We start from the raw sequence: 25,724 nt of genomic DNA, 5'->3' as shown, positions 1-25,724 counted from the left end.
CAGTTCTCTCCGCGCTACCGCGGCGTGACACCGACCAGCGGTGCCAGCTGAGTGGCGATCGGGTTGAGATCCAGCTTGTCCGGATCGACCTTCGGTGTCATGTCCCACGGCTGCGATGTCGCCGGGTCCGCGTAGACGATGCGGTTGGCGCTCCGCACGCCCGTGACGCTCCCCTGAGGCACGTTGCAGTTGGCGTTCGTGTTGAAGGGGAAGTCCTGCTGGGTGTCGTCGAAGTTCGGGTCCTCGGCCTTCATCTGCTTCAGGATCTCGTAGGTGCCCTCGTATCCGATCGTGCACGTCGGAGGGTTGTTCGTCTCGAGCACCAGCCCCTGGTGCACGGTGCCGTCGCCCGGGGCGATCGTGGACGCACCCGCCGCGATACCCGGAAGGAAGGTGAGCAGCGGCTGCAGCGCGACGGCCTGCGGTGCCAGCGAGCTGGCCAGCGCAGCCAGGTTCTCCAGATCCTTGGTCAGCGCGGGGCCTCCCTCGGCCACCAGTGCACCGAGTTCGTCCGATGCGGGCGTGCCGTTGTCGATGATCGCGCGCAGATCGGGATCACTGCTGCGCAACTGTGCCGTCACCAGGTCCAGGTCATTGCTGAACTGCCGGATCGACGAAGCCTGGTCGGACTGGGTGTCCAGCACCGTGCGGGTGTCCCGGATGAGCGTCACCGTCTGTGGGAGCGCCTCGAGCCCCGCTTCGGTCAGCGTGGACAGGGAATCCGCCAGCCGGCCGATGTCCTCGCCCCTGCCGTCCAGTGCGGAACCGAGTTCCGTGACGACGATGCGCAACGGCTCCAACGGAACCGACTGGACGAGGCCGTCGACGGACATCAGGACGGTCTCGATCGGCACCGGGATCTCGGTGTCCGTGATGATCGACCCGTCCTCGAGGAACGGGGCATCCACGGTGTCCGGCTGCAGATCCACAAACTGCTCACCGATGGCCGAGCGGTTGGCGACAACGGCCCGCGAGGACGCCGCGATGTCCGGTCCGCCCGAGTCGAGGCGCAACTGCACGCGCACCCCGTCCTCGGTCAGTGACAGATCGCCGACACGGCCCACCGGGACGCCCCGATAGGTGACCTCGGCGTTGGTGAAGATGCCGCCCGAGTCGTCGAGATCGACGTACACCATGTACTCGCCGAACCCGAGAAGCTTGTCGAGCCGTACGTACTTCGCGCCGACGTAGACGATGCCCAGCAACGCCACGAGGGCGAAGACCACCAACTGGATGCGTACCAGACGTGAGCTCATCGTCCACCTCCGATTCCGAACTGTTCGAGAAGCCCCTCGAGGGGGTTGGGAGGCGGTGCCTCACCTGCCGCGGGCGCGGGCGGTGCTCCCAGTGCGGGAACCGGAGGCAGGATCGGCAAGAGCGACACCGTGGGCCACCCCGGACGCGCGCCGTTGCCGCCGTACCAGGGGTTGGACGGGTCGATCACCGGCTGCGGCTGGCCGTACCTCGGCGGCACGTACACCGGGTCACCCTGGCCGACGCCGAGACCGTCGAGAGTCTCGCCGATCTGCAGGTCGACCGAGAGGAAGAGGTTCACCGAACCGCCGAGGGCGATCTTCTCCACCCCGTCCGGGAACGGAACCGTGGGAAGGAACGGCAACGCGTCCGGCAGGTCCTGCCCGGCATCGGCGAGAGCCTGCAACGTCGGGCGCAGCGCGAGCAGGTCCTTGATCAGGTCGTCCTTCGACTGGTTGATCACGTCCGTACCGACCGTGCCGAGCCGATCGAGTTGCACGAGCATCTGGGTGAGCTGTGGACGCTGCTGTTCGAGTACCTCGGTCGCCACGGGCAACTGTTCGAGGATCTGCGCGATCTTCTCGTTCTGCTCGACGATCCGGCTGTTGAGGACGTCGAGGCCGTCGAGTGCGCGAGTGATGTCGTCGCGCTGCTCGTTGAGGCCGCCGATCAGATCGTTCGCATCGTGCAGCAGTTCCTTCACCCGTCCCTCGCGACCGTCGAAGGCGGTGCTGAGTTCGTGGATGACCGGCTGGAGTTGCCCGACACCGCCGCCGTTGAGCAGCAGCGAGAGGGCTCCGAGGACCTGCTCGATCTCCGTGGACTGCCGAGTGTTCTGCAACGGGATCACGTCGCCGTCGGACAGTCGGCGCGGCTGCGCCGCATCCGTCGGCGGCGAGAGCTGAATGAACTTCTCTCCCAGAAGATTCGTCTGGTCGATCGAGGCCAGCGCATTGGCCGGCAGATCCACCGTGGAATCGAGCAGGATCTCCACGTCGGCGGTCCAACCGTCGTCACCGACATCGATCGAGCGGACCCGTCCTACGGGGACGCCCTCGACCTTCACCGCGGTCTGCGGAACCAGATCCAGGACGTCGTCGAACTGGATGGTCAGGGTCATCGGATCGGACCCGACGTCGGCACCACCGGGTAGCGGCAGACTGTAGATGCCCTGAGACGAGCACGAGGTGACGGCGAACGCGACCGCGACCGCACCTGCTCCGAGTACGAGAGACTTTCTCATTCGCCGCCTCCGTAGATCCCTGGGGCATAGACGTTCGGGTCCAGCTGGTCGGACAGGCGCGGGGACACCACGCCGGGCACGGTGCCGGGCACCGGGTACCGCTGGATGTTCTCCGCACTGAGAATGCCGAACGGCAGGATCAGGTCCGGTGACCGCAGTTCCTCGTTCCGTTCGTGCATCGCGGCGTTGCACATGTCGACCGCGGGCTGGATCTGCCGGCCCAGGCGCTCGAACTCCGGATCGCCCGGCATGAGATTCGACAGGTCGACGAGCCGGCAGAGCAACGCGCCCGGTTCCTGCAGATCCTTGAAGATCAGGCGTGAATCGAGGGTTCCGGCCTCCGCGTTGTACGAGTTGGTCAGGTTGCTCACCGCGAGCGGCAGCAGCGTCAACGAGTTCACCAGCGAGGTGCGGTTGTCCGCCAGCACCTGAGTGGCGGGAACGAGGTCCTCGACGTTCTTCACCAGCATCTCGCGGTTGTCCCCGACGAACCGGGCCACGTCGCCGAGTGCGACGGCCAACTGGTTCAGGGCCGCCCCGAGATCCTGGCGCTCGCCGGCGAGGAACCCCGACAGGTCGGACAACTCGGCATTGAACTGCCGGACCTGCTGGTCGTTCTGGGCGAGCGCGCTGACGAACACCTGGAGGTTCTTCACGGTGTCGAACAGGTCGGTCCGCGAATCATTGAGCGTCCGAGCGGCATCGGACAGCTGGGTGATGCTCTGACCGAGCGCCTCGCCGTTGCCCTCGAGGTTCGCCGCGCCGGACTCCACGAAGTTCGAGAGCGCGCCTTCCTGGTTCGCTCCGTCCGGCCCGAGTGCCGAGGACAGCTCCTCGATACTCGAGTACAACTGATCGACCTCGACCGGGGTCGCCGTGCGCTCCCGCGGAATCACCGCTCCGCTCGCCATCGTCGCGCCGTCGGTATAGGCAGGCGCCAGCTGGATGTAGCGATCGGCAACCACCGACGGTGTGATCTGGGCAGCCTTGGCCTCGGCGGGAACGTCCACGCCTCGGTCCACCCGAAGATCGACCTTCACCACTTCGCCCTGTGGCTCGACGGATTCGACCGATCCCACCTTCACCCCGAGAACCCGCACATCCGAGCCCTCGTAGATTCCGATCGACTTGTCGAAGTACGCGGTGATCTTCGTGGTGCCCGCGCGGGTGAACACCCACCACAGCGCTCCGGCGAGGACCAGAGCCACGATGACGACACCCGCGACGAGCGCGATACGACCGCGAGAGACCCGGCCGGTGCCCTGTTCGACGTCCGACATCAGTTGACCCCCAGAGTACGAACGGGCTCACGGTAGCCGGGGATGTCCGGCAGGCCGGGTGGCAGAACGTTGACGACGACCTGGTCGAACCAGCGTCCGTTGCCGACGACGTTCGTGTACAGGCGGACGAAGGGTTCGTACAGTTTCATGGCCTTGTCGAGTTCGGCGTTGTTCTCGTTCAGGATCCCGACCACCCCGTTGAGCTGAGCGAGGGCGGGACCGATCTGCTCCTCGTTCTCCCGGACCAACGCGGTCAACTGCTGGGACAGCCGCTGGGTTCCGGTGAGCAGCTGATGGATCGCCTGCTGACGGGTGTTCAGCTCGTTCAGCAGCGTTCCCGCATCGCGGATCAGCCGGGTGAACTCCTCGTTCCGATCGGCCAGGATCTGCGACGTCTGCCCGGTCGCCCGGAACAACGCCTGCAACTGCTGATCGCGGCTGGCGATGGTCTCGGACAGCCGACTGACGCCGTCGAGCGACGCCCGGATGTCACCGGGAGTCTCGGAGAACGCCTCGGAGAGGGTCTGCATGCTGGCCGCGAGCTGCTCGGTGTCGATCTCGCTGACCGTTTCGGCGGCAGAAGAGAACGCCTCGATGACGTCGTACGGCGCCGTCGTGCGTTCGAGCGGGATCTGATCGCTCGGATCCAGCGTGTCGGATCCGCGGGGATCGAGCGCGAGGTACTTCTGGCCGAGGATCGTCTTGATCTGGATCGAGGCGCTGGTCTGGTCGCCGACCCACGCGTCACCGACGCGGAAGCCGACGACGACGCGGTCGCCCTCGAGGTCCACCGACGTCACGGTGCCGACCTTGACCCCGGCGATACGAACCTCGTTGCTGGGCTTGAGGCCCGCGGCTTCCGAGAACTGCGCCTTGTAGGTGGCTCCGGCACCGACGATCGGGAGCGAATCCAGTGAGAGTGCGGACAGTGTCGCCAGGACCACCACGAGGATGCCGAGCGCACCTGCCACTGCCGGGCTACGTCGTTTCGTCATTTCTGCTGCAACTCCTGTAGGCCCGCCTGCGTGCATCGTGTCGCCGAGTTGGTGTAGAGCGGCTGATTCACGGTGGGCAGTCCGGTCGGCAGATTGAGATATGGCGAGGACCCCGGTCCGGCGATGATGTCGATACCGCACAGGTAGAACTGGAACCAGGAACCGTAACTCGCGGCACGGCCGAGCTTTTCGAGCTTCACCGGGAACACCTTCAACGTGTCGTCGAGGGCGTCACGGTTCTCGTTCAGTGTCGTGGCCACGGTGTTCAGTGCCGTGATCGACTGGGTGATCGACGGCCGGGTCGGCTCGAGGAGGTCGGCGGTGGCGTCGGTCAGACCGGCCAGCGAGGTGACCGCCGAGCCGACGACGTCGCGGTCGGCGGAGAGCCCGGAGACCAGCGCCTGGGTGTTCACGATCAGCGAGTCGAACTCCTCGTCCCGCTCGTTGACCGTGGCCAGGACCGTGTTGAGATTGTCGATGACGGATCCGATCACGCGGTCCTTGTCCGCGATCGTGTTCGTCAGGCTCGCGGTGCTGCGCACCAGTTCCGCGACGGTTCCGGCCTCGCCCTGGAAGACCTGGATGATCTGGTACGACAACTTGTTGACGTCGTCCGCACTGAGCGTCTGGAACAGCGGACGGAAGCCGTTGAACAGCGTGGTCAGGTTGACCGCGGGACGGGTCTGCTCGATCGGGATGGTGTCGCCACCGTTGATCTTCCTGCCCTGTTCCCCCTCACCCTGTGCGAGCGAGATGTACCGCTGCCCCACCAGGTTCCGGAACCGGATCGTCGCCGTCGTACTGGCCGGGAGCCAGTCGCGGTCGTTCACCGTGAACTCGACCTTGGCCTGGCGCTCGTTCTCGATGGAGATCGACTGAACCTGTCCGACACGCACACCTGCGATACGGACCTCGTCCCCTTCGTTGAGGGACGTGACGTCCGAGAAGATCGCGTGGAACTTGGTGCCACCTCCGCCACCGAGGTTGGCGATCGTCGCGGCCAGCATTCCCGTGGCCAGAATCGTGACGACGGCGAAGACGATCAGCTTCACCATCGGTGCTGCGAGGCCCCTCACTGGAAGCTCACCTCCGCTCCCCTCAGAGTCGGCGCGCCGAGGCGCGTGGTCCAACTCGGTACGTCTTCCGGAGCGATACCGCCCGCTTCGCCGTACACCACGTCCAATGTGTCCTGCTCTGCCTGGGAGTTCACGTAGCTCGCCTGCAGTCCCGTCCAGGTGGGAACCTTGTCCGGGACCCCTTCGGGCGCGGGAAGGATGTCCAGGGGACGGTTCTCGCCCGGGTTACGCGTCGGTACCTGGTACGCACCGTCGTTGTAGGACGCCCAGCCCGGGTACTGCGGGAACTTCCTGCCCGGCTCCTTGAACGAGTCGTAGCAGGCCGGTCCGCGGTCGTCGATCATCCGCGGCTCGTCCTGGTTCGGCAGGTACCGGCCCTTCGGATTGACGAACTGGATGTTCGCCCGGACACCGGGGTACGGATCGTCGGCCGCCATGATGTCCTGCGCCGACGGGGCGGTGCGGGCGAAGCCGGCCAGCATGCAGCCGTACGACGGCGAGAACCGGCCCAGCAGCTGCAGCGCCTCCCGCGAGTCGGCGGCGAAGCTGATGATCGAGTCCCCGGTGACCTCCAGCAGGTCCGCGGTGCTCGCACCGGTCCCGGTGAAGGAGGCCGTGAGAGCGCTGAGCTGGTTCTGCCGCTCCACCACGGTGTTGCCGGTGACGCGGAGGTTGTCGAGCGCATTGATCAGGTCCGGGGCGGCATCCGAGTACGTCTGGGAGAAGTCCGCCAGACCGCGCAGGCCTTGCTGGAGCGCGGGCAGCTCGGTGTTGACCCCGCGGAAGATCTCCTGGAGCCGATCGAGCGTGAGGCCGAACTCGGCACCGCGCCCGCTGAAGCCCTGGGCCAGGGCGCCGAGCGTGCTCGCCAGATCCTCCGGCGGGATCGCCTGCAGCAACGGCAGCAGGCCGTCCAGTACCTGTCCGACCTCGATGGCGTTGCCGCTGACATCCTGGCGCAGCGTGTCGCCGGCCGTGATCGCCGAGGCCGGGTTCTCCGGAATGATCAGCGACACGTAGCGCTCACCGAACAGCGTCTTCGGCAGGAGACGGGCCGTGGCGTTGGACGGAATCAAGCCCGCCATCGCGGGTTCGATCGCGAGTTCCGCGGTGACCTGTCCGTTCTCCGTCGACGTCGAGCGCACCTCGCCCACGATCAGTCCGCGAACCTTGACGTCCGCGTTCATGGGCAGCGCGTTGCCGACCGAATCGGTGAGGAGATCGACCCGCACCACGTCCTTGAACGTCTTGTTGTAGGTACCGATCGTGAATCCGAGGAACAGTGCCAGGACGAGAAAGAACACCACGCCGAGCACACGGCGCCTGAGCACCGAAGTCGTGTCTGTCATCCGGCCACCCTCACTGTGGTCGTCGTGCCCCAGATGGCGAGGCTGAGGAAGAAGTCCAGCACTGCGATCGTCACGATCGCGGTACGCACCGCCCGGCCCACGGCGACACCGACGCCGGCGGGGCCGCCCGAGGCGTGGTAGCCGTAGTAGCAGTGGATGAGGATCAGGACGAACGCGAATATCAGCACTTTCGCGAACGAATAGAGCACGTCTTCCGGTGGTAGGAACAGATTGAAGTAGTGGTCGTAGGACCCTGGTGACTGACCGTTGACCACGGTCGTGATCATTCGCGAGGACAGGTAAGCCGCCAGCAGGCCGACGATGTAGAGCGGGATGACCGCGACGAATCCGGCGATCATGCGCGTCGTCACCAGGAACGGGACGCTGGGCACGGCCATGACCTCGAGCGCGTCGATCTCCTCGGAGATCCGCATGGCACCGAGCTGCGCCGTGAAACCACAGCCGACCGTGGCCGACAACGCGAGTGCGGCGACGATCGGGGCGATCTCACGGGTGTTGACATACGCGGAGAGGAAGCCGGTGAGTACCGAGCTGCCGAGTTGTTCGAGAGCGGCGAAACCCTGCATGCCCACCACGACGCCGGTGAACCCGGACATCATCACGATGACGCCGATGGTGCCACCGATGACGGCGAGCGCCCCGCTGCCGAAGGTGACCTCGGCGAGCAGACGCAGCACTTCCTTGCGGTAGTGCACGATCGTGTGCGGTATCCACGCGATCGAGCGCGAGTAGAACGACATCTGCTCGCCGGCGCGGTCCAGCACGTTGAGCGGTGCGCGACCGGCCTTGCGGACACGCATGAGCGTCCGGTCTGCGCGACCCTTGGCAATCGTCATCGGGTCACGATCCCTTCGCCGGAACGATCTGCAGGTACACCATCGTGAGGATGAGGTTCGCGAAGAACAGGAGGAGGAACGTGATGACCACCGACTGGTTCACCGCGTCTCCCACGCCCTTCGGTCCGCCCTTGGGATGGAGGCCCTTGTAGGCGGCCACGACACCGGCGATGACACCGAAGACCGCGGCCTTGAACTCGCCGATCCAGATGTCCGGCAACTGCGCGAAGGCGGAGAACGACGCCAGGTACGCACCCGGGTTTCCGCCCTGCAGAATCACGTTGAAGAAGTAGCCGCCGGCGATGCCGACGACCGAGACCAGCCCGTTGAGCAGGATCGCGATCAGCACCATGGCGAGCACACGCGGCACGACGAGACGCTGGATGGGGTTGATACCCAACACTTCCATCGCATCGATCTCTTCACGGATGGTGCGCGAACCGAGGTCCGCCGTCACCGCGGAACCGGCCGCGCCGGCAATCAGCAGGGCCGTCACCAGCGGGCTGCCCTGCTGGATCACCGCCAGCACACTCGCGGCGCCGGTGAACGACTCGGCACCGAGCTGCTTGATGAGCGAACCCGTCTGCAGCGACACGACAGCACCGAACGGGATGGCGACCATCGCCGTCGGCAGGATCGTCACGCTGGCGATGAACCAGGCCTGCTCGATGAACTCACGGAACTGGAACGGCCTCTTGAAGGTGTTCCTGACAACTTCGACGAACAGTTCGACGATGTTGCCGGCTTGCGTCAGCGCCCCATTGACCGGTTTGAGAACCGAGGCACGGGTGTCCCCCATCCGTTATGCCTACCCTCGCTCGTCAGTGATGTGTTCGTAAGCGTCTGCCTGCTCGAAGCCGGCGGTTCCGTAGGCAGGGATCACCTGTGTGTCCTGATCCGAACCGTAGAAGTCCTGGCTGTCATTGGACTCCTCGGCGAGGATCTCGGAGATCGCGGACTGAGCCTGCGGGGGAAGTGTATGCATGATGTGGCGCACGCGCTCCTGACGACGCGCCACGGCCTGCCGAACCGGCATTCCGGGGGTCGCCTTCATCTGCGGGACGATGCCCTCGACGTCGTCGACACCGCCGGCATGGTGACCCGCGTCGACGAGCGCCTGCTCGTACGCCATCTGGGCCTCGTCCTTCTCCTCGGACATGCCGATCGGGCCGATCATGGTGCCGTTGAGGAACTGCTTGACCACCGGCTCCTCGGAGGTGAGCAGGACCTCCCGCGGCCCGAACATGACCAGCTGACGACGGAACAGCATGCCGATGTTGTCCGGAACCGTGCGCGCGAGATTGATGTTGTGCGAGACGATGAGGATCGTCGCGTCGATCTCGGCGTTGATGTCGATCAGGGTCTGGCTGATGTACGTGGTGCGCACCGGGTCGAGACCCGAGTCCGGCTCGTCGACGAGGATGATCTGCGGATCGAGCACCAACGCACGCGCCAGCCCGGCACGCTTGCGCATACCGCCGGAGATCTCGCCGGGAAGCTTCTCCTCCGCACCGACCAGACCGGTGAGATCGAGCTTCTCCATCACGATCTTGCGGATCTCGGACTCGGACTTCTTCGTGTGCTCCCGCAACGGGAACGCCACGTTGTCGTACAGGTTCATCGAACCGAACAGCGCACCGTCCTGGAACAGCACCCCGAACAGCTTCCGGATCTCGTACAGCTCCTTGGACGAGCACTGCAGAATGTCCGTGCCGTCGATGACGATCGAACCGCGCTCCGGACGCAGCAGCCCGATGAGCGACTTCAAGAACACTGATTTACCGGTACCCGACGGCCCCAGCAGAGCGCTGACCTCACCTCGCGGCAACGTCAACGACACGTCCTGCCAGATATTCTGCGAACCGAACGACTTGGTCAGTCCCTCGACGGCAACCTCGACACCCACCATTACCTCCACCACGTCCGCTGCTGCACCCATTGTGGGTTGGGTCACTCTACAACATAGGACTGTTATCCGTGACACGTGATGCTACTCATGGGTAAGTAACGCAGTTCGAGGGGGGTCCGGGTCGGCCGCATCACAACTCACGGTCCCGTCCGCTGCCACCGGATTCGGGACATCTCACCACTCGCCACGAGCGGAGCCCGCCTGCCAGGGCGGCGCCGCCCCACCGCACGACCTACGACGCCACCCGCTCCGCCCCGCGCACACCGCACGGGCCCGCATTCGTCCCCCGAGGACGAGAGAAGGGCCGCCCCCTCATCGGGGACGGCCCTTCTCGGTGCGCTCGAACTCGATGCGCTCAGAGCACGCGTAGGTACGTGAGTCCTACTTGACGGAGACCTTGGCGCCGGCAGCCTCGAGCTTCTCCTTGGCGGCGTCGGCAGCGTCCTTGGCGACCTTCTCGAGGATCGGCTTCGGGGCACCCTCGACGAGGTCCTTGGCCTCCTTGAGGCCCAGGCCGGAGACGACCTCACGGACGACCTTGATGACCTGGATCTTCTTGTCGCCGGCACCCTCGAGGATGACGTCGAACTCGTCCTGCTCGGACTCGGCCTCGGCGGCACCGGCGGCCGGGGCACCGGCAGCGGCAACGGCGACCGGAGCGGCGGCGGTGACCTCGAAGGTCTCCTCGAATGCCTTCACGAACTCCGAGAGCTCGAGGAGGGTGAGCTCCTTGAACTGGTCGAGCAATTCTTCAGTGCTGAGCTTCGCCATGGTGGCGTCCTTCCTGTAAGTCCCATGTCGCTGATCCGCGACCGGGCGGGGTGTATAGCAGTGATGCGCGGGTGCGGATCAGCTTTCGACGGCCTCGGCGGGAGCCGCAGCTCCGCCCTCGGCAGCCTTCTTCTCCTGCAGCGCGGCGGCCAGACGGGCCACCTGCGAGGCGGGAGCGTTGAACAGGCCTGCGGCCTTTGCCAAGTTGCCCTTCATGGCACCGGCCAGCTTGGCCAACAGAACCTCGCGGGACTCGAGGTCCGCGATCTTGTTGACCTCTTCCACGGACAGCGCGGAGCCGTCCATGTAGCCGCCCTTGATGACGAGAGCCTTGTTGTCCTTCGCGAAGTTCTTGATCGCCTTCGCGGCGTCGACCGGCTCGCCCTTGATGAATGCAATGGCGGTCGGACCGACGAACAGCTCGTCGAGGCCTTCGATACCGGCCTCTGCGGCGGCACGCTTGACCAGGGTGTTCTTGGCGACGGAGTAGGTAGCACCTTCTCCGAGAGCGCGCCGCAGGGTGGTGATGCTGCCGACCGACAGACCGCGGTACTCCGTGATCACAGCGGCAGTCGAACCCTTGAACTGCTCGGTGATCTCCGCAACCGCGGAGACCTTCTCAGGCTTTGCCATACTTCGCCTCCTCTCGTGACAGTCGTTATCCCACGTCGGAACCGTGGCGCCGCCACGAGCGCCCAGGCGAGCGAAGCTCGCGTGGGAGAACTCGGACTGACACTGCCTGAACATGCAGAACGCCCCGGCGCAGGCGCACGGGGCGTACAGAGGAGACCTCGGCCGAGACGAACCCGGACGGGAAACCCCCTACCTCGTTCTCCTGCGTGGGCCGCCGGACAGGTCCGGGCTTTCAACTGACTCCGCTCGACGAGCGGACAGTCACCAACGGTCTCGGGTAGAACATGATTTCGGGGTGAAGCTCGAACGAGCCGAACTCCGCAGGCCACAGTACCGGACACCGGCACGTGCCGCCAAATCGGTCCCGGGCCGCGTGGGGACCCGGACACGGAAGCGGCCGGGACGGATATCCGTCCCGGCCGCTTCTCGCGATCGTGGGGTCGCTCTACGCGTCCGCATCCTCGAGGAGGTTGCGGGTACGGTTCGGGTCCACCGGGATGCCCGGTCCGGTGGTGGTCGAAACCGTGACCTTCTTGACGTAGCGGCCCTTCGCCGACGACGGCTTCGCACGCAGGATCTCGTCCAGCGCGGCACCGTAGTTCTCCACCAGCTTGGCATCGTCGAACGACGCCTTGCCGATCACGAAGTGCAGGTTCGCCTGCTTGTCGACGCGGAAGTTGATCTTGCCGCCCTTGATCTCGGTGACGGCCTTGGTCACGTCCGCCGTCACGGTGCCGGTCTTCGGGTTCGGCATGAGGCCACGCGGTCCGAGGACACGCGCGATGCGGCCGACCTTGGCCATCTGATCCGGGGTCGCGATCGCGGCGTCGAAGTCCGTCCAGCCGCCCTGGATCCGCTCGATGAGATCCTCGGCACCGACGGCGTCGGCGCCGGCGGCCTCGGCCTCTGCGGCCTTCTCGCCGACGGCGAAGACGACGACGCGGGCCGTCTTACCGGTGCCGTGCGGGAGGTTGACGGTGCCACGAACCATCTGGTCCGCCTTGCGGGGGTCGACGCCGAGACGGACGGCGACCTCGACGGTCGAGTCCATCTTGCTCGAGGAGGTCTCCTTCGCCAGCCGTGTCGCCTCCAGCGGGCTGTACAGCTTGTCGGCGTCGATCTTCTCGGCGGCGGCGAGGTATGCCTTGCTGCGCTTTGCCATGTTGTTCTGTCCTTACTTCTCACCCTGGGGTGAAGGATTCAGTAGTGGTGCGGGCCGGGCCGGCCCTGCCACGCGTTCTGTGGTGTCGATGTGGATCGACCGTCGAATGCCGGGAGGCGACGACAGGTCAGTCGTTGACCGTGATCCCCATCGAGCGAGCGGTGCCGGCGATGATCTTCGCGGCCTGCTCGATGTCGTTCGCGTTCAGGTCTTCCTGCTTGGTCTTCGCGATCTCGCGCACCTGGTCCATGGTCACGGAAGCAACCTTGGTCTTGTGCGGCTCGCCCGAGCCCTTCTGCACACCGGCAGCCTTGAGCAGCAGCTTGGCGGCAGGCGGGGTCTTGAGCTTGAAATCGAACGTGCGGTCCTCGTAGACGGAGATCTCGACCGGGATCACGTTGCCACGCTGCGACTCGGTCGCCGCGTTGTAGGCCTTGCAGAACTCCATGATGTTCACGCCGTGCTGACCGAGCGCGGGACCCACCGGCGGGGCGGGGTTCGCCTGACCGGCCTGGATCTGAAGCTTGATCAGCCCGGCGAGCTTCTTCTTCTTGGGGGGCATCTTCGTTTCCTAGTTTCTTGCTGGATGTGGTTCTTGCGTCGTGCAGTGCAAGTTTTCGGATCAGCTGGTCGTCGCGGTCAGATCTTCGCGACCTGGGTGAAGTTCAGTTCGACCGGAGTCTCGCGGCCGAAGATCGACACCAGAACCTTGAGCTTCTGCTGCTCGGCATTGACCTCACTGATGCTGGCCGGGAGCGTCGCGAACGGACCGTCCATGACTGTCACCGACTCGCCGACCTCGAAGTCGACCTCGATCAGCGGCTTGGCAGCGGTCTCGCCGGAGGACTCGCCCGCCGGCGTGGCCGCGGCTGCCGCCGCCTTCTTCTGCTCCTGTTCGGGAAGCAGGAACTTGATGACCTCGTCGAGCGTCAACGGCGACGGCCGCGAGGTGGCCCCGACGAAACCGGTCACGCCGGGCGTGTTCCGCACCGCGCCCCAGGACTCGTCGTTGAGGTCCATCCGGACGAGGATGTAGCCCGGCAGCACTTTGCGGTTGACCTGCTTGCGCTGACCGTTCTTGATCTCGGTGACCGCTTCGGTGGGGACCTCCACCTGGAAGATGTAGTCCCCCACGTCGAGGTTCTGCACACGAGTCTCGAGGTTCGCCTTCACCTTGTTCTCGTATCCGGCGTACGAGTGGATGACGTACCAGTTGCCGGGGGCGCGCCGCAGCGCAGCCTTCATCTCGGCGACCGGGTCCTCCGGCTCGGCAGCGACGTCGGCCTCTTCAGCTGCTTCGGCCTCTTCAGGTGCTTCGGTCTCTGCGCCCTCGGCAGTCGTATCGGCCTCGGTGCCCTCGGCAGTCGCATCGACCTCGGTGCCCTCGGCTGCCGCCTCGACGTCCACTTCGGCTGCCGCCTCGGCAGAGACACGCTCATCGACCGCGTCGTCGACCACGGCCTCGTTCGTGTCGTTCTCGGGGGTGCTCACTGGGGCACTCGCTTCCTCTCGTCTCACATACTTCGTTCCGCGGCACGGCGTCGCACCGCGGGCCCGGTCAGTCGAACAACCAGGTGACGCCTTGGATGACGGCCAGGTCCAACAGCCCGATGAACGTCACCATGAAGGCGAGGAACACCAGTACCACCGACGTGTAGGTGATCATCTGCTTCCGGTTCGGCCAGATGACCTTGCGGAGCTCTGCCATCACCTCACGCAGGAACCTGCGCAGGCGCTTGAAGATGTTCTCCTTGCGAGGCTTGGTGCCCTGCGTGGCCTTGCCCGCCTTACCGGCGTCGACATCCAGCTTGCCACTCGAGACTGCCTTACCGGCGGAACTCGCAGCATCCTCGCTGCGCCGCCGGGCCGGGCGCTTGCCGGTCGGCTTCCCCGAGGGAACTCCGCGGGTCGCGTCAGCAGCGTTGTCGTCGGCGCCTTTCGGATTCTTCGATCCCGATGCGCCGCCGTCGCGCCCTGCGCGCTCCTCGCTCACGTCGTTCCTCTCGGTTGCGGACAGTACAGGGCAGGGGCGACAGGACTTGAACCTGCAACCTGCGGTTTTGGAGACCGCTGCTCTGCCAATTGAGCTACGCCCCTTCGGCCGGTCGTTTCGATCTCCATCGGATCGATCCTACCGACCACTCTGCGATCACATGACACGCGCGCCGCCCGTCAGGGCAGCGCGCAGTGCCGGGTAACCCCAGAAATCTCAGTGTACTTCACAGCCCCGGAACTATCCCAATCCACCCGGCTGTCAGGCCAGACGAACCGTTGCCGTGGCGCGACCGAAGATCTTCTTGCCCTCGGACTTCGCCACGATCGCGACCACTGCGGTCTTGCTGTCCTCGTCCACCGACTTCACCTTGCCGGTGAACTCGACTGCCGCGGCCTTGTGGGCTTCCACGTAGACCGGGCTGGTGAATCGGACGTTGTACTCGGTCACGGCACCCGGGTCGCCCAGCCAGGCCGTCACGAAGCCGGCGCCGAGCCCCATCGTGAGCATTCCGTGCGCAACCACGTTGGGCAGGCCCGCCAGCTTGGCGACCTCGTCGCTCCAGTGGATCGGATTCGGATCGCCCGAGACACCGGCGTAGTTGACGAGGTTGCCACGCGTGAGCGTGATCACCTTCGACGGCAGCTCGTCCCCCACCTGGACCTGGGTGAACTCAAGAAGCGCCATGCATCATCACGTCCTTCACTGCGTGGGCGATGTTCTCGTCGACCTCGCCGCCCGTCCGTGCGACGAGGGTCGTCCAGGTGGTCTGCACCAGGTCCTCGTTCTGGTCGGTGACGACGTTCTTGGTCACGATGATGTCGCTGCCGCCCATCTGCCGGAACGAGTCGAGGTAGACGTCGCACACGAGGCGGTCGCCGGCCTGGATCGGCTTGTGGAAGACCAACCGCTGGTCGGTCTGCATGATCTGGCTCAGGTCGTATCCGGTGATGACCGTCTCGAACAACCTGCGCTGCGCGAGGATCCCGACGAGGGAGATGAAGGTCAGCGGCGCGAGCAGCCCGTCGTAGCCGAGGCCCTTGGCCGCGGCTTCGTCGTGATGCGCGGGATGGGTGTCCTGCACGGCACGCGCGTACTCGCGGACCTTCTCCCGGCCGACCTCGTAGAAGTCTTCCACGCGGTAGTGATGGCCGACCATCGACAGGGCATGGGCCGCGACGTCGAGCGGTGCGTCGCCCACCTGTGGAGTCACCTCGGTGCCGGTCACGCGATCCCCTTTCCTGCTGTCACGAATGTCGCCGGGTGGCGATCAGAACCGACCGGGCGTCGCCGCGGGGCAGATGCCTCGCGTGCGACGCCCGGATTCGGAACCGTCTTACTTGGACTCGCGATGAGCCCGGTGCGTGCCGCAGTTCGGGCAGAACTTCTTGAGTTCCAGCCGGTCAGGGTCGTTGCGCCGGTTCTTCTTCGTGATGTAGTTGCGGTGCTTGCATACCTCGCAGGCCAAAGTGATCTTGGGCCGAACGTCAGTCGAGGAGGCCACGGGATGCCTTCTTTCGCGTGATCCTGATCGAGTGTCGATCAGAGGTGGTTCATTCGTGATGTGTAGCGGTGACCGGACTTGAACCGGCGACGCAACGATTATGAGTCGTTTGCTCTACCAACTGAGCTACACCGCCTCGGTGTCGAGTGTCCCGCTATTCGCGCGACACCACAATCCAGCGAGCCCCCTAACGGAATCGAACCGTTGACCTTTTCCTTACCATGGAAACGCTCTGCCGACTGAGCTAAGGGGGCATGCCTCACCTGCGCATCGCTGCGCGCTGAAGCCTTGACGAGATTACACAGAGTTTCGGCCTCGCACCAAATTGGCTGGTCACGGCGATTCGACTTCCGAGTGCGCGCAACCTTCACGACCATACCCTGCGTCGTCACCGGCCCGGAGCAGAGCAGGCTCCGCCATCCGGGACCACCCGAACGACGGAGCCCCGGTGAGACGTCGCTCACCGGGGCTCCGGGGGTGGCAGGTGTAGGATTCGAACCTACGTAGGCATAAGCCGACGGATTTACAGTCCGCTCCCATTGGCCGCTCGGGCAACCTGCCGTGACAGCTCCGCGAACCTCGACGGGCCCTCGTTGCTGCGGATCGAAGAATACAACGAACGGCCCCCTGTTACGCAAACCGGGTGGATACGGGCGGTCACGACCCGATAGCGTCGAGCCCGGACCCGCGCGCCGGAACACCGAAACCGTCGAGGCGCCGGTCCGCCGATTTCAGAAGCAGGGTTCGATACAGAAGCAGTGTTCGACGACACGGGAGTAACCAGTGGCTGATTCGTCCTTCGACGTGGTGAGCAAGGTCGACCGGCAGGAGGTCGACAACGCGCTCCACCAGGCAGCCAAGGAGCTGTCGACGCGATTCGACTTCCGCGGCACCGGCGCGTCCATCGAGTGGTCCGGCGAGGAGGCGATCACGCTGACCGCCGAGACCGAGGAGCGCCTGAAGGCCGCGCTCGACGTCTTCAAGGAAAAGCTGATCCGCCGCGACATCTCGCTCAAGGCCTTCGACGCCGGCGAGCCGATCCAGTCCGGCAAGGTCTACAAGGTGTCCGGCAGCCTCGTACAGGGCATCACCACGGAGAACGCGAAGAAGATCTCCAAGAAGATCCGCGACGAAGGCCCCAAGGGCGTCAAGGCCCAGATCCAGGGTGACGAGCTGCGCGTGAGCAGCAAGAAGCGCGACGACCTGCAGACGGTCATCGCGCTGCTCAAGGGTGAGGACTTCGGGATCGCCCTGCAGTTCGTCAACTACCGCTAGACGGGCGGCTCCCGGCGTCGGGAGCACCTCCCCGCCCCACACCTCGGGACGATGACACACCGGATCGATCAGATCGATCCGGTGTGTCATCGTCCCGGTGCGTTCAGCAGTGGTCGGTGCGCTCAGCGGTGGTCGCCGTAGGCCATCCGCTCGAGACGCTCGATCCGCTCGGCCATGGGCGGATGCGTGGAGAACAGCCGTGCGGCCTTCTCCCCGGCACGGAACGGGTTGGCGATCATCGCGTGCGACTGGGCCTCGATCTTCGGGTCCGGCGGCAGTGGCGCGGCCTGGGCGCCCATCTCGATCTTGCGGAGTGCCGACGCCAGGCCGAGCGGATCGCCGGTCAGCTCGGCACCGGACTGGTCGGCCTGGTACTCCCGGGACCGCGAGACCGCGAGCTTGACCACCGTCGCGGCGATCGGGCCCAGCATCGACACGAGGAGCAGTGCGAGCGGGTTCGCGCCCTGGCCGCGACCGCCGAACAGGTTCGCGAACAACGCGAAGTTGGCGAGGCCGGAGATGACCGCGGCCATCGCGCCCGCGATGGACGAGATGAGGATGTCGCGGTTGTAGACGTGGGACAGCTCGTGGCCGAGGACGGCGCGCAACTCCCGCTCGTCGAGCAGTTGCAGGATCCCCGTCGTACAGCACACGGCCGCGTTGCGGGGATTACGACCGGTGGCGAACGCGTTCGGGGCGTTCGTCGGACTGATGTACAGGCGCGGCATCGGCTGATGCGCCGTGGTGGCGAGCTCGCGCACGATCCGGTACATCGCGGGCGCCTGCACCTCGGTGACCGGTTGCGCGTGCATCGACTTCAGCGCCAGCTTGTCACTGTTGAAGTAGACGTACCCGTTCATGCCGACGGCCATCAGCACCGACACCCAGAGGATCGTGCTGTTCTGGAAGAGCGACCCGATGAACACGATGAGGGCCGACATGCCCACCAACAGCGCGAAGGTCTTCGCCCCGTTCGTATACCTGTGCACGTCGCCTACCTCCTCGGATACCCGGTGATCTCGCGGATCCGTCGTCGTCATCGTCCGCCGCGGTGCGCGAGGACCCTTCGAAGGTTGAACGTTCGACCAGCACGGGAGGTTCCCGAGGTGCTAGCCCACGCGTTCGATCGTGTATTCCACCAGTCGCGCGAGCGCGTCGTTCGCGGGGCCGGCCGGTAGCTGGGCGAGCTGCTCCCGCGCCTGCCGCGCGTAGTCCTCGAGCGTGGCCTTCGCTGCCGCCATTCCGGGGGACCGCTCGAGCAGGACGATCGCCTCGTCGACCTTCTCGTCCTCGGTGACCGGGCCGTCGAGCAGCTCGCGTAGCCGGTCGGCATCCGGTCCCTCGTCGCAGAGGGCGTACAGCACCGGCAGGGTGTGCACACCCTCGCGCAGATCGGTGCCCGGCGTCTTCCCCGACTGGGCCGACACCGAGGAGATGTCGATGATGTCGTCGGAGATCTGGAAGGCGGTCCCCACGATGTCCCCGAGCTTCTCGAGCCGCTCGATGTGCGCGGGGTCGGCCCCGGAGAACGTGCCACCGAAGCGGCCGGCGGCGGCGATGAGCGAACCGGTCTTCTCCCAGACGACCTCGAGATAGTGCTCGACCGGATCCTGCTCGGGCTTGGCCCCGATCGTCTCGCGCATCTGCCCGGTGACGAGCTCGGCGAAGGTGTCGGCGATGATCCGCACGGCAGCCGGTCCCAGGGTCGACACGAGCCGGGAGGCGTGGGCGAAGAGATAGTCACCGGCGAGGATGGCGAAGCTGTTGCCCCAGCGGGCGTTGGCGCTCGGGGCCCCCCGCCTCATGGTCGCCTCGTCCATCACGTCGTCGTGATACAGGGTCGCCAGGTGGACGAGCTCGACGACGGTCGCGGCGGTGACGACGGACGGATCGTCCGGCGTCGGCCCGAGCTGGGCGGTGAGCACGGTGAACAGGGGGCGGAACCTCTTGCCGCCGGCTTTCGCCAGGTGCAGCGCCGCCTCGGTGAGGAAGTCCTCGCCGTCGGAGAGTTCGCTGACGAGGAGCTTCTCCACCCGCTCCAGCCCGTCGCGAATCGTGGCAGCGAGTTGCTCGTCACCGAGTTCGATTCCGGCGACAGCGGTGCTCGCTGATGCGTCGGCGGCCGGTCCGGCCGCCTCGTCGGTGCTCACGATGTCAGTACCCATTCTTGTCGTCAGTGACGGCTCGATTCCCACGGTAGTGAACCTAGCGCCTCGGTGACCTGTCGGCCGAGCCGGTGGTGCCGTGTCGGACCTGTCGCGTGTGCCGGACCCGTACCACCGCCGAACCGTCGACGGCCCGGAGTGACAGGATGGCAGCCGTGGACCGATCGGAACAGCCCCCCGCCACTCCCGCCCTGCCGACGACCACCGACGTGCTGGTGGTCGGCGCCGGCCCCGCGGGCGCGGCGGCCGCGGCGTGGGCGGCCCGGTCCGGCCGCGACGTCGTCCTCGCCGACGCCGCCGTGTTTCCCCGGGACAAGACCTGCGGCGACGGCCTGACGCCGCGCGCGATGGGTGAGCTCGACCGGCTCGGGCTCGGCGACTGGGTACGCGGTCGCACGACCAACCGCGGGCTACGACTCACCGGTTTCGGGCACGTCCACGAGCTCGAATGGCCGGAGGGTGCGTTTCCGCGCGTGGGCAGCGCCGTCCCGCGCAGTGAGTTCGACGACAGGATCCGGGAGACCGCCGTCGCCGCCGGGGCCCGCATGCTCGAAGGCGCCAAGGCGGTGGACGTCGTCCGGGACGGGAACCGGGTCGGCTCCGTCACGTTCACCCGGGGTTCCGGTACGCATTCCATCGGCTGTCGCACGCTCGTCGTCGCCGACGGGGTCCGCTCGACGCTCGGTAGACGGCTGGGCCGCGAATGGCACCGCGACACGGCCTACGGCGTCGCGGCGCGGGCCTACGTCCCGACGGAACGCAGTGACGACCCGTGGATCACCTCGCATCTCGAACTCCGCGACGACACGGGCGCACTGCAGGCGGGCTACGGGTGGGTGTTCCCGCTCGGGACCGGTGAGGTGAACATCGGCGTCGGCACGCTCGCCACCTCGCGACGACCCGCGCACGGCGCCCTGCGTCCGCTGCTCGAGCTGTACACCGACCAACGGCGCGGGGAGTGGAACTGGACGGGGCCGTTGCGCGCCGTGGCGTCCGCGCTGCTGCCGATGGGCGGGGCGGTGTCGAATGTCGCCGGCACGAACTGGGCGCTCATCGGCGACGCCGCCGCGTGCGTGAATCCACTGAACGGCGAGGGCATCGACTACGGCCTCGAAGGCGGGCGTCTCCTGGCCGAGCTGCTGGACGAGCCGGACCTGACCCACGTGTGGCCCACGGTGCTCCGGGACCACTACGGTCCGGCGTTCTCCGCCGCCCGCCGGCTCGCGGGTCTGCTCACGGTGCCCCGGTTCCTTCCCGCGTCGGGCCCGGTCGGTATGCGTTCACGCGCACTGATGACCGTCGCGGTACGGGTGATGGGCAACCTCGTCACGGATGCCGACACCGACGTCGTCGCGCGGGCCTGGCGGGCTGCCGGACTCGCATCGGACCGGTTCGACAGCCGCCCCCTCTTCGCCTGAGCGAGCAGCTCCCCCATCCCCCATCCGACGAGGTGAGGGTCAGCGGGTCGCGCGGTGCAGCGCCACGACGCCGCCCGTGAGGTTCTGCCACTGCACGCCGGACCAGCCGGCCTCGGCGATGGTCCGGGCCAGCTCCTCCTGCGTCGGCCAGGCCCGGATCGACTCCGCGAGGTAGACGTAGGCGTCGGGATTGCTGCTGACGGCCCGCGCGACCCGGGGCAGCGCCTTCATCAGGTACTCCATGTACACGGTGCGGAAAGGCGCCAGCACCGGCGTGGAGAACTCGCACACGACGAGGCGGCCGCCGGGCTTGGTCACCCGCGCGATCTCCCGGAGCCCGGCACGGAAATCGGAGACGTTCCGCAGACCGAACGAGATGGTCGCGGCATCGAAGACGGCGTCGGCGTACGGCAGGTGCATGGCATCGCCGGCCACCATCGGCACCCGCCGGGAGACCCCGGCCTTCAGCATGCCCTGCGAGAAGTCGGTGGCCACGCACCAGGCGCCGGAGCGGGACAGCTCCACCGTCGACACTCCGGTCCCGGCGGCGAGATCGAGCACCTTCTCCCCCGGCTGCAGGTCCAGCGCCTCACGCGTGGCCTTGCGCCAGCCCCGGTCCTGGCCGAACGAGAGCACGGTGTTCGTCAGGTCGTAGCGCTTCGCGACGCCGTCGAACATCGATGCGACCTCGTGCGGATCCTTCTCGAGAGTCGCCCGGGAGCCAGGTGTAGTTGCCACGGGACAGACGCTACCAACGCGCCGCGGCGGCGTTGCGGCGGCTGGTCGAGCCGGTCCGTCGACGCACGATCGCGCCCAGCGGTGGGGTCGCGGCCACCGCGACGGCGAGAGTCACCGAGATGCCGAGCACCGACCCGGCGAGCACGTCGTGGGGATAGTGCACCCCCTGCAGGACCCGTCCCGCCGCCACCACGGCGGCCAGTGGCAGCGCGGCCCACGCGAACCGTGGCACGAGGATCGTCACGGCCGTCGCGAGCCCGAAGGCGATGACGGCGTGGTTGCTCGGAAAGGACCAGTCCCCCGCTTCCGGACACACCGGAAGTGCGAGCTCCGCGCGGCAGGGCCGCTCCTCGGTGAGGAACATCTTCAGCAGCTCGCTCGCGGCGTACGCGACCAGGACCCCGCACGCCCCGGTCACCACCGCGGCCCGCCGCGCAGGGTGACCACGACGTACCCGCCACGCGGCGACGGCGAACAGCCCGATCAACGCGAGGACGCCCGCCTCGGCGAGGTAGCCGATGCCCGGCAGCTGCGCCGTGTGGGGAACGACTCCGCGATAGAGGGCACCGCTCGGATCGGCCAGTGCGAGGAACAGGCCGACGAGGACGAACGCGGCGACGACGAGGACCGCGGCCGCGGCGAAGGTACGGGAAAGCATGCCCCCGACAGTACGAACCTCGCCGGATCCGCCGACGCCCCCGTCTCCCGAGGGGCTGCGCCCTGCCGGCCGGTCCGGCGATCGCGCCTGGTCGGGCCGTCAGGCCACGCGCCGATACTCCTCCGGCGCCGAGGCCACCTCGCGGTAGTGCCCGAGCAGTTGTTCACACACCGCGGGCCAGGTCCGGTGGAGAACCGAGCGGCGCGCGGACTCGCCGAAGCGGGCCCTCGACCGTGGGTCGCGCAGTGCCCCGACGGCACTGGGGAGCAGCTCGGCGAATCGGTCCACCGGAAGCAGGTAGCCGTTGCGGCAGTGCGACACCAGGTCACGCGGGCCGCCCGCGTCGGGCCCGATCACCGGGACACCACTGGCGAGCGCCTCCTGAACGGCCTGGCAGAAGGTCTCGTGCTCACCGGGATGGACGAAGACGTCGAGCGATGCGTACGCCTCCGCCAGTTCGGTGCCACCGAGGTGTCCGGCGAACACCGCGTTCGGCATCATCCGTTCGAGCCGGGCGCGTTCGGGCCCGTCGCCGACGATCACCAACTGCACGTCGGCCCTGCCGTCGAGCGCGGCCAGTCGCTCGACGTGCTTTTCCGGTGCCAGCCGTCCGACGAATCCCACCACCAACCGATCCGGGTCGGCGGTCCATCGCTCCCGCAGGTAGGTGTCGCGCCGGGAGGGGGCGAAACGGAGCGCGTCGACTCCCCGGGCCCAGGTGTGCACCCGCGGGACGCCGTGACGTTCGAGAGCGTCGACGGCGGACGTCGACGGCGCGAGCGTGCGGGCACACCCCTTGTGGATCCGGCGGGTCCACGCCCACGCGGCCCGGCTCGTGACGCCCAGCCCGTAGCTCGCAGCGAATCCTGCGACGTCGGTCTGGTACACACCGATCGCGGGGACGTCGAGGCGGCGCGCCACCCCGAGGCCGCCCGCCCCGAGGAGGAACGGTGAAGCCAGGTGGACGACGTCGGGGTCGAAGTCACGCAGTTGTGCGGTCAACCGCGGCTGCGGCAGCCCGACCGGAAGCGAACTCACCTTGGGCACCATGACAGCGGGCACCCTCAGTACGGGAACACCGGCGTGCTCGATCGGGGCGGCCGGTCCGTCGACCGTGTCCGGCGCGACGACGAGCGCCTCGTGCCCGGTGCGTGCGAGATGGTCGAGGACCCGCAGAACAGAGTGGGTGACGCCGTTCATGTTGGGCAGGAACGATTCCGCGACGATCGCTACTCTCACGCTGTCAGCGTGACAGGGCCCGGGGTCGCCGGGTGGAGAACCACGTGACGGTCCGGCGAAGATCAGGCGAACGGGTGGTTGTCCCGGAGGTGCCCGCTCACGCCTGCTCCTGGCCCCTGCGCCGCAGATACCAGCAGGCCGGAGCGGCGATCAGCCAGGTCACGACGATGATCGAACCGGCAGGCACGACGGCGACGCTCGCATCGCGTCCGGCGACCCGCACCAGGTCGGGGTCGCTGCGTGCGTACTCGACGTCGATCCGCTGACCGACCGTCAGCCGGGTCGGGTAGAGCACTCCGAGTTCGGGGTTGTGGGTGACGCCGTCGGGGGTGACGAAGCTGACGGCCGAGCGCAGCGAGCCGGCCGAGAGGACCTCACCGGTGGCCACACCCATGTCCGACTCGATGGTCCGGTCGTTGCGCCAGGCCCCGAGTACGAGCAGCACCGCGAGCACGGACACACCGACGGCGACGACGAGGACCCCCCGCCGCACCCGTCGGGCGACGGTCGCGGTCACAGCTGGGCCCGCACGGACGCGTGCAGCTCGCGCAGACCGGATCGCTCGGTGGCGACCTCGAGAACGCGGATCCCGGCCGGTGCGCCGGGCACCAGCGCCGCGGCGAGACCTGCCGGGTCGACGAGTCGGTGCTCGATCCGGTACGCGGCGCAGAGAGCGGCGAGATCCATGCCGTGCGGGGTACCGAAGATCCTCTCGAAGACCCCGGAGTACTGCGGATCACCCTGCTCGAGGAGTTCGAAGATGCCGCCGCCGTCGTCGTTCGCGACGACGATGGTCAGGTCCCGCGGCCGCGGTTCCCCGGTGCCGATGAGTAGGCCCGAGGCGTCGTGCAGGAACGTCAGGTCGCCGAGGAGGGCGACGGTCCGCCCGTCGTGGGCGAGCGCGGCGCCCACCGCCGAGGACACGGTGCCGTCGATCCCGGCGACGCCCCGGTTCGAGAGCACCCGGACCTCGGGCCGCGGGTAGCCGACGAGTGCGGCGTCCCGGACCGGGTTGGATGCCCCGAGCAGCAGTTGGTCGCCCGGGCCGAGCGCGTCGGTGACGACGGCCGCCACGTGCAGGCCGGTCGGCCGCGAGTGACCCGCGAGCTGGTCGCGTACCGCCCGGTCGGCGCTGGCCGAGAGGGTGCGGCAGCGGTGCACCCACGCCGGGTCCGGTGTGCCCGACACCAGCGCGCGGGTACCGGTGGCGACGACGTTGCCGGACACGTCGGGCCAGCGGGGGCCGGTGGTGAGCGCGTACACCGCGACGGCGGGATCGGCGAGCAGCTTGGCCACCGACCGGTGCAGGGTGGGCCGCCCGGTGATGACCGCCTGCCTCGGCGCGAGCTGTGGCAGCGCCATCGGATGGACGGGTACGCCGTGCAGCGGGGCGGTGGGCTCGGCGACCGTCGGCAGGGCGGCGAGTTCCGGCCGCAACGCGGACCCGTGCCCCGAGATGACGATGGTGTCCGCGGCGACGTCGAGGTCCATCGGGACGTCGAGGGTCGCGTGCTCGGTGGTGGTCCACGCCGCGCCGTCCGGCCGACCCTCGGGCACCGGGCCCTGGGTGTGGACGTCGGGGACGAGGGGCTCCCGGAGCGGGATGTCGAACTGCACCGGTCCGGCGTTGCCGGATCGGGTACCGCGAGCGGCGGCGAGGACCCGGCACACCGCCGATCGCCACTGGCTGTTCTGCTCGATGTCGTCCTCGGCCAAGCCGAGGCTGATGGTCGCGCGCACCTGGGTCCCGAACAGACCGAACTGCTCGATCGTCTGGTTGGCTCCGGTACCGAGCAACTCGTACGGCCGGTTCGCACTGACGACGACGAGCGGCACGCGCGCATAGTTGGCTTCGAGTACCGCGGGGCCGAGATTGGCGACCGCTGTTCCCGAGGTCATCACGATCGGCACCGGCCGGCGACTCGCGACGGAAAGTCCGAGCGCGAGGAACCCGGCAGTGCGCTCGTCGATACGCATGTGCAGGCGCAACCGGCCCTCCGTGTCCGCCTTCTGCAGCGCGAAGGACAACGGCGCGTTGCGCGAGCCGGGGCAGAGGACGGCTTCCCGCACGCCGCCGCGGATCAGTTCGTCGACGACGGCGGTGGCCTGCGCTGTGGACGGGTTCACGCAGTCAAGATTGTCAGACCGCCGTGCACGGTGCCGCGCCGCCCCGCTACGGCGATGCCGCAGCGGCCGAAGCAGGTT

At 67.3% G+C, this 25,724-nt stretch carries 27 protein-coding genes and 4 tRNA genes; 2 read left to right on the top strand and 29 right to left on the bottom strand.

The features are described 5' to 3' along the window. Positions 1–14 precede the first annotated feature (14 nt). From G4H71_RS16065 to G4H71_RS15960, 22 genes are all read right to left on the bottom strand, one after another. Positions 15–1,256, bottom strand: a complete 1,242-nt coding sequence (locus G4H71_RS16065) for an MCE family protein (RefSeq protein WP_072738363.1) — start codon at positions 1,254–1,256, stop codon at positions 15–17. Beyond that, positions 1,253–2,497 carry an MCE family protein gene (locus G4H71_RS16060; protein WP_072738364.1) on the bottom strand — a complete coding sequence of 415 codons (1,245 nt, stop codon included), beginning with the start codon at positions 2,495–2,497 and terminating at the stop codon, positions 1,253–1,255. The genes G4H71_RS16065 and G4H71_RS16060 overlap by 4 nt, the downstream gene beginning before the upstream one ends. After that, on the bottom strand, positions 2,494–3,777 hold the full coding sequence (locus G4H71_RS16055; protein WP_072738365.1) for an MCE family protein: 1,284 nt from the start codon (positions 3,775–3,777) through the stop codon (positions 2,494–2,496). Before G4H71_RS16055 ends, G4H71_RS16060 begins: the two co-directional genes overlap by 4 nt. After that, positions 3,777–4,772 (bottom strand): MCE family protein, encoded by a 996-nt coding sequence (locus G4H71_RS16050; protein WP_072738366.1) that lies wholly within the window; start codon positions 4,770–4,772, stop codon positions 3,777–3,779. The genes G4H71_RS16055 and G4H71_RS16050 overlap by 1 nt, the downstream gene beginning before the upstream one ends. Further along, positions 4,769–5,848, bottom strand: coding sequence for an MCE family protein (locus tag G4H71_RS16045; protein ID WP_072738367.1), 1,080 nt, complete (start codon positions 5,846–5,848; stop codon positions 4,769–4,771). Before G4H71_RS16045 ends, G4H71_RS16050 begins: the two co-directional genes overlap by 4 nt. Continuing rightward, entirely contained in the window at positions 5,845–7,197 is a 1,353-nt protein-coding gene (locus G4H71_RS16040; protein WP_072738368.1) for an MCE family protein, read from the bottom strand. The genes G4H71_RS16045 and G4H71_RS16040 overlap by 4 nt, the downstream gene beginning before the upstream one ends. Next, complete coding sequence (locus G4H71_RS16035) at positions 7,194–8,054, bottom strand: MlaE family ABC transporter permease (RefSeq protein ID WP_072738369.1); 861 nt, start codon at positions 8,052–8,054, stop codon at positions 7,194–7,196. Before G4H71_RS16035 ends, G4H71_RS16040 begins: the two co-directional genes overlap by 4 nt. A 4-nt stretch (positions 8,055–8,058) precedes the next feature. Beyond that, positions 8,059–8,853, bottom strand: coding sequence for an MlaE family ABC transporter permease (locus G4H71_RS16030; RefSeq protein ID WP_072738370.1), 795 nt, complete (start codon positions 8,851–8,853; stop codon positions 8,059–8,061). Positions 8,854–8,862: 9 nt separating this feature from the next. Beyond that, on the bottom strand, positions 8,863–9,963 hold the full coding sequence (locus G4H71_RS16025) for an ABC transporter ATP-binding protein (protein ID WP_072738371.1): 1,101 nt from the start codon (positions 9,961–9,963) through the stop codon (positions 8,863–8,865). A gap of 381 nt (positions 9,964–10,344) precedes the next feature. After that, a complete protein-coding gene (rplL, locus tag G4H71_RS16020; RefSeq protein WP_072738372.1) occupies positions 10,345–10,734 on the bottom strand; it encodes a 50S ribosomal protein L7/L12 in 390 nt (129 codons plus the stop codon). A gap of 78 nt (positions 10,735–10,812) precedes the next feature. Then, positions 10,813–11,367 (bottom strand): 50S ribosomal protein L10, encoded by a 555-nt coding sequence (gene rplJ / locus G4H71_RS16015; RefSeq protein ID WP_072738373.1) that lies wholly within the window; start codon positions 11,365–11,367, stop codon positions 10,813–10,815. Positions 11,368–11,812: 445 nt separating this feature from the next. Beyond that, complete coding sequence (gene rplA, locus G4H71_RS16010) at positions 11,813–12,529, bottom strand: 50S ribosomal protein L1 (protein WP_072738374.1); 717 nt, start codon at positions 12,527–12,529, stop codon at positions 11,813–11,815. A 127-nt stretch (positions 12,530–12,656) separates the two neighbouring features. After that, positions 12,657–13,091 carry a 50S ribosomal protein L11 gene (rplK, locus tag G4H71_RS16005; RefSeq protein ID WP_072738375.1) on the bottom strand — a complete coding sequence of 145 codons (435 nt, stop codon included), beginning with the start codon at positions 13,089–13,091 and terminating at the stop codon, positions 12,657–12,659. A 77-nt stretch (positions 13,092–13,168) separates the two neighbouring features. After that, positions 13,169–14,020 (bottom strand): transcription termination/antitermination protein NusG, encoded by an 852-nt coding sequence (nusG, locus tag G4H71_RS16000; RefSeq protein ID WP_072738376.1) that lies wholly within the window; start codon positions 14,018–14,020, stop codon positions 13,169–13,171. A 67-nt stretch (positions 14,021–14,087) separates the two neighbouring features. Next, positions 14,088–14,522 carry a preprotein translocase subunit SecE gene (secE, locus tag G4H71_RS15995; RefSeq protein ID WP_072738377.1) on the bottom strand — a complete coding sequence of 145 codons (435 nt, stop codon included), beginning with the start codon at positions 14,520–14,522 and terminating at the stop codon, positions 14,088–14,090. Between the two features lie 31 nt (positions 14,523–14,553). Then, positions 14,554–14,626, bottom strand: a tRNA-Trp gene (locus G4H71_RS15990). 157 nt (positions 14,627–14,783) lie between these two features. After that, on the bottom strand, positions 14,784–15,209 hold the full coding sequence (gene hadB, locus G4H71_RS15985; protein WP_072738378.1) for a (3R)-hydroxyacyl-ACP dehydratase subunit HadB: 426 nt from the start codon (positions 15,207–15,209) through the stop codon (positions 14,784–14,786). Next, positions 15,196–15,681: a (3R)-hydroxyacyl-ACP dehydratase subunit HadA gene (gene hadA, locus G4H71_RS15980; protein ID WP_083343096.1), complete on the bottom strand. Its 486-nt coding sequence runs from the start codon at positions 15,679–15,681 to the stop codon at positions 15,196–15,198. Before hadA ends, hadB begins: the two co-directional genes overlap by 14 nt. 177 nt (positions 15,682–15,858) lie before the next feature. Continuing rightward, positions 15,859–16,026, bottom strand: coding sequence for a 50S ribosomal protein L33 (gene rpmG / locus G4H71_RS15975; protein ID WP_003937613.1), 168 nt, complete (start codon positions 16,024–16,026; stop codon positions 15,859–15,861). Positions 16,027–16,089: 63 nt separating this feature from the next. Then, positions 16,090–16,162 (bottom strand) — tRNA-Met (locus G4H71_RS15970). A 45-nt stretch (positions 16,163–16,207) separates the two neighbouring features. Next, positions 16,208–16,280 (bottom strand) — tRNA-Thr (locus tag G4H71_RS15965). A gap of 224 nt (positions 16,281–16,504) precedes the next feature. Then, positions 16,505–16,587, bottom strand: a tRNA-Tyr gene (locus G4H71_RS15960). Positions 16,588–16,809: 222 nt separating this feature from the next. On the opposite strand from G4H71_RS15960, the gene G4H71_RS15955 reads away from it, so the two are divergent. Next, positions 16,810–17,301, top strand: coding sequence for a YajQ family cyclic di-GMP-binding protein (locus tag G4H71_RS15955; RefSeq protein WP_072738380.1), 492 nt, complete (start codon positions 16,810–16,812; stop codon positions 17,299–17,301). A 122-nt stretch (positions 17,302–17,423) separates the two neighbouring features. Here G4H71_RS15955 and htpX read toward each other — a convergent pair whose 3' ends face one another. Both htpX and G4H71_RS15945 read right to left on the bottom strand, forming a co-directional pair. After that, positions 17,424–18,341 (bottom strand): zinc metalloprotease HtpX, encoded by a 918-nt coding sequence (htpX, locus tag G4H71_RS15950; RefSeq protein ID WP_072738381.1) that lies wholly within the window; start codon positions 18,339–18,341, stop codon positions 17,424–17,426. Positions 18,342–18,410: 69 nt separating this feature from the next. After that, positions 18,411–19,466, bottom strand: a complete 1,056-nt coding sequence (locus G4H71_RS15945; RefSeq protein ID WP_072738382.1) for a polyprenyl synthetase family protein — start codon at positions 19,464–19,466, stop codon at positions 18,411–18,413. A 146-nt stretch (positions 19,467–19,612) separates the two neighbouring features. Between G4H71_RS15945 and G4H71_RS15940 the strand changes: the two genes are divergently transcribed. Continuing rightward, a complete protein-coding gene (locus G4H71_RS15940; RefSeq protein ID WP_072738383.1) occupies positions 19,613–20,884 on the top strand; it encodes a geranylgeranyl reductase family protein in 1,272 nt (423 codons plus the stop codon). Between the two features lie 39 nt (positions 20,885–20,923). On the opposite strand, the gene G4H71_RS15935 is transcribed toward G4H71_RS15940, so the two are convergent. The 5 genes from G4H71_RS15935 to menD all read right to left on the bottom strand — a co-directional run bounded on the left by G4H71_RS15935 (position 20,924) and on the right by menD (position 25,646). After that, positions 20,924–21,622, bottom strand: a complete 699-nt coding sequence (locus G4H71_RS15935) for a demethylmenaquinone methyltransferase (protein WP_072738384.1) — start codon at positions 21,620–21,622, stop codon at positions 20,924–20,926. A gap of 10 nt (positions 21,623–21,632) precedes the next feature. Next, entirely contained in the window at positions 21,633–22,280 is a 648-nt protein-coding gene (locus tag G4H71_RS15930; protein WP_072738385.1) for a phosphatase PAP2 family protein, read from the bottom strand. A 99-nt stretch (positions 22,281–22,379) separates the two neighbouring features. Next, positions 22,380–23,519 carry a glycosyltransferase family 4 protein gene (locus G4H71_RS15925; protein ID WP_217631319.1) on the bottom strand — a complete coding sequence of 380 codons (1,140 nt, stop codon included), beginning with the start codon at positions 23,517–23,519 and terminating at the stop codon, positions 22,380–22,382. Positions 23,520–23,616: 97 nt separating this feature from the next. Beyond that, the gene (locus G4H71_RS15920; protein WP_072738387.1) at positions 23,617–24,036 is read right to left on the bottom strand and encodes a DUF3592 domain-containing protein; all 420 of its coding nucleotides are present in this window, start codon (positions 24,034–24,036) and stop codon (positions 23,617–23,619) included. Continuing rightward, complete coding sequence (gene menD, locus G4H71_RS15915; protein WP_072738388.1) at positions 24,033–25,646, bottom strand: 2-succinyl-5-enolpyruvyl-6-hydroxy-3-cyclohexene-1-carboxylic-acid synthase; 1,614 nt, start codon at positions 25,644–25,646, stop codon at positions 24,033–24,035. Before menD ends, G4H71_RS15920 begins: the two co-directional genes overlap by 4 nt. Between the last annotated feature and the right edge of the window lie 78 nt (positions 25,647–25,724).

The organism is Rhodococcus triatomae (assembly GCF_014217785.1).
Taxonomy (GTDB): Bacteria; Actinomycetota; Actinomycetes; order Mycobacteriales; family Mycobacteriaceae; genus Rhodococcus_F; species Rhodococcus_F triatomae.
Note: the sequence above shows the minus strand (reverse complement) of the source record. Positions and strands in the feature narration are given on the sequence as shown.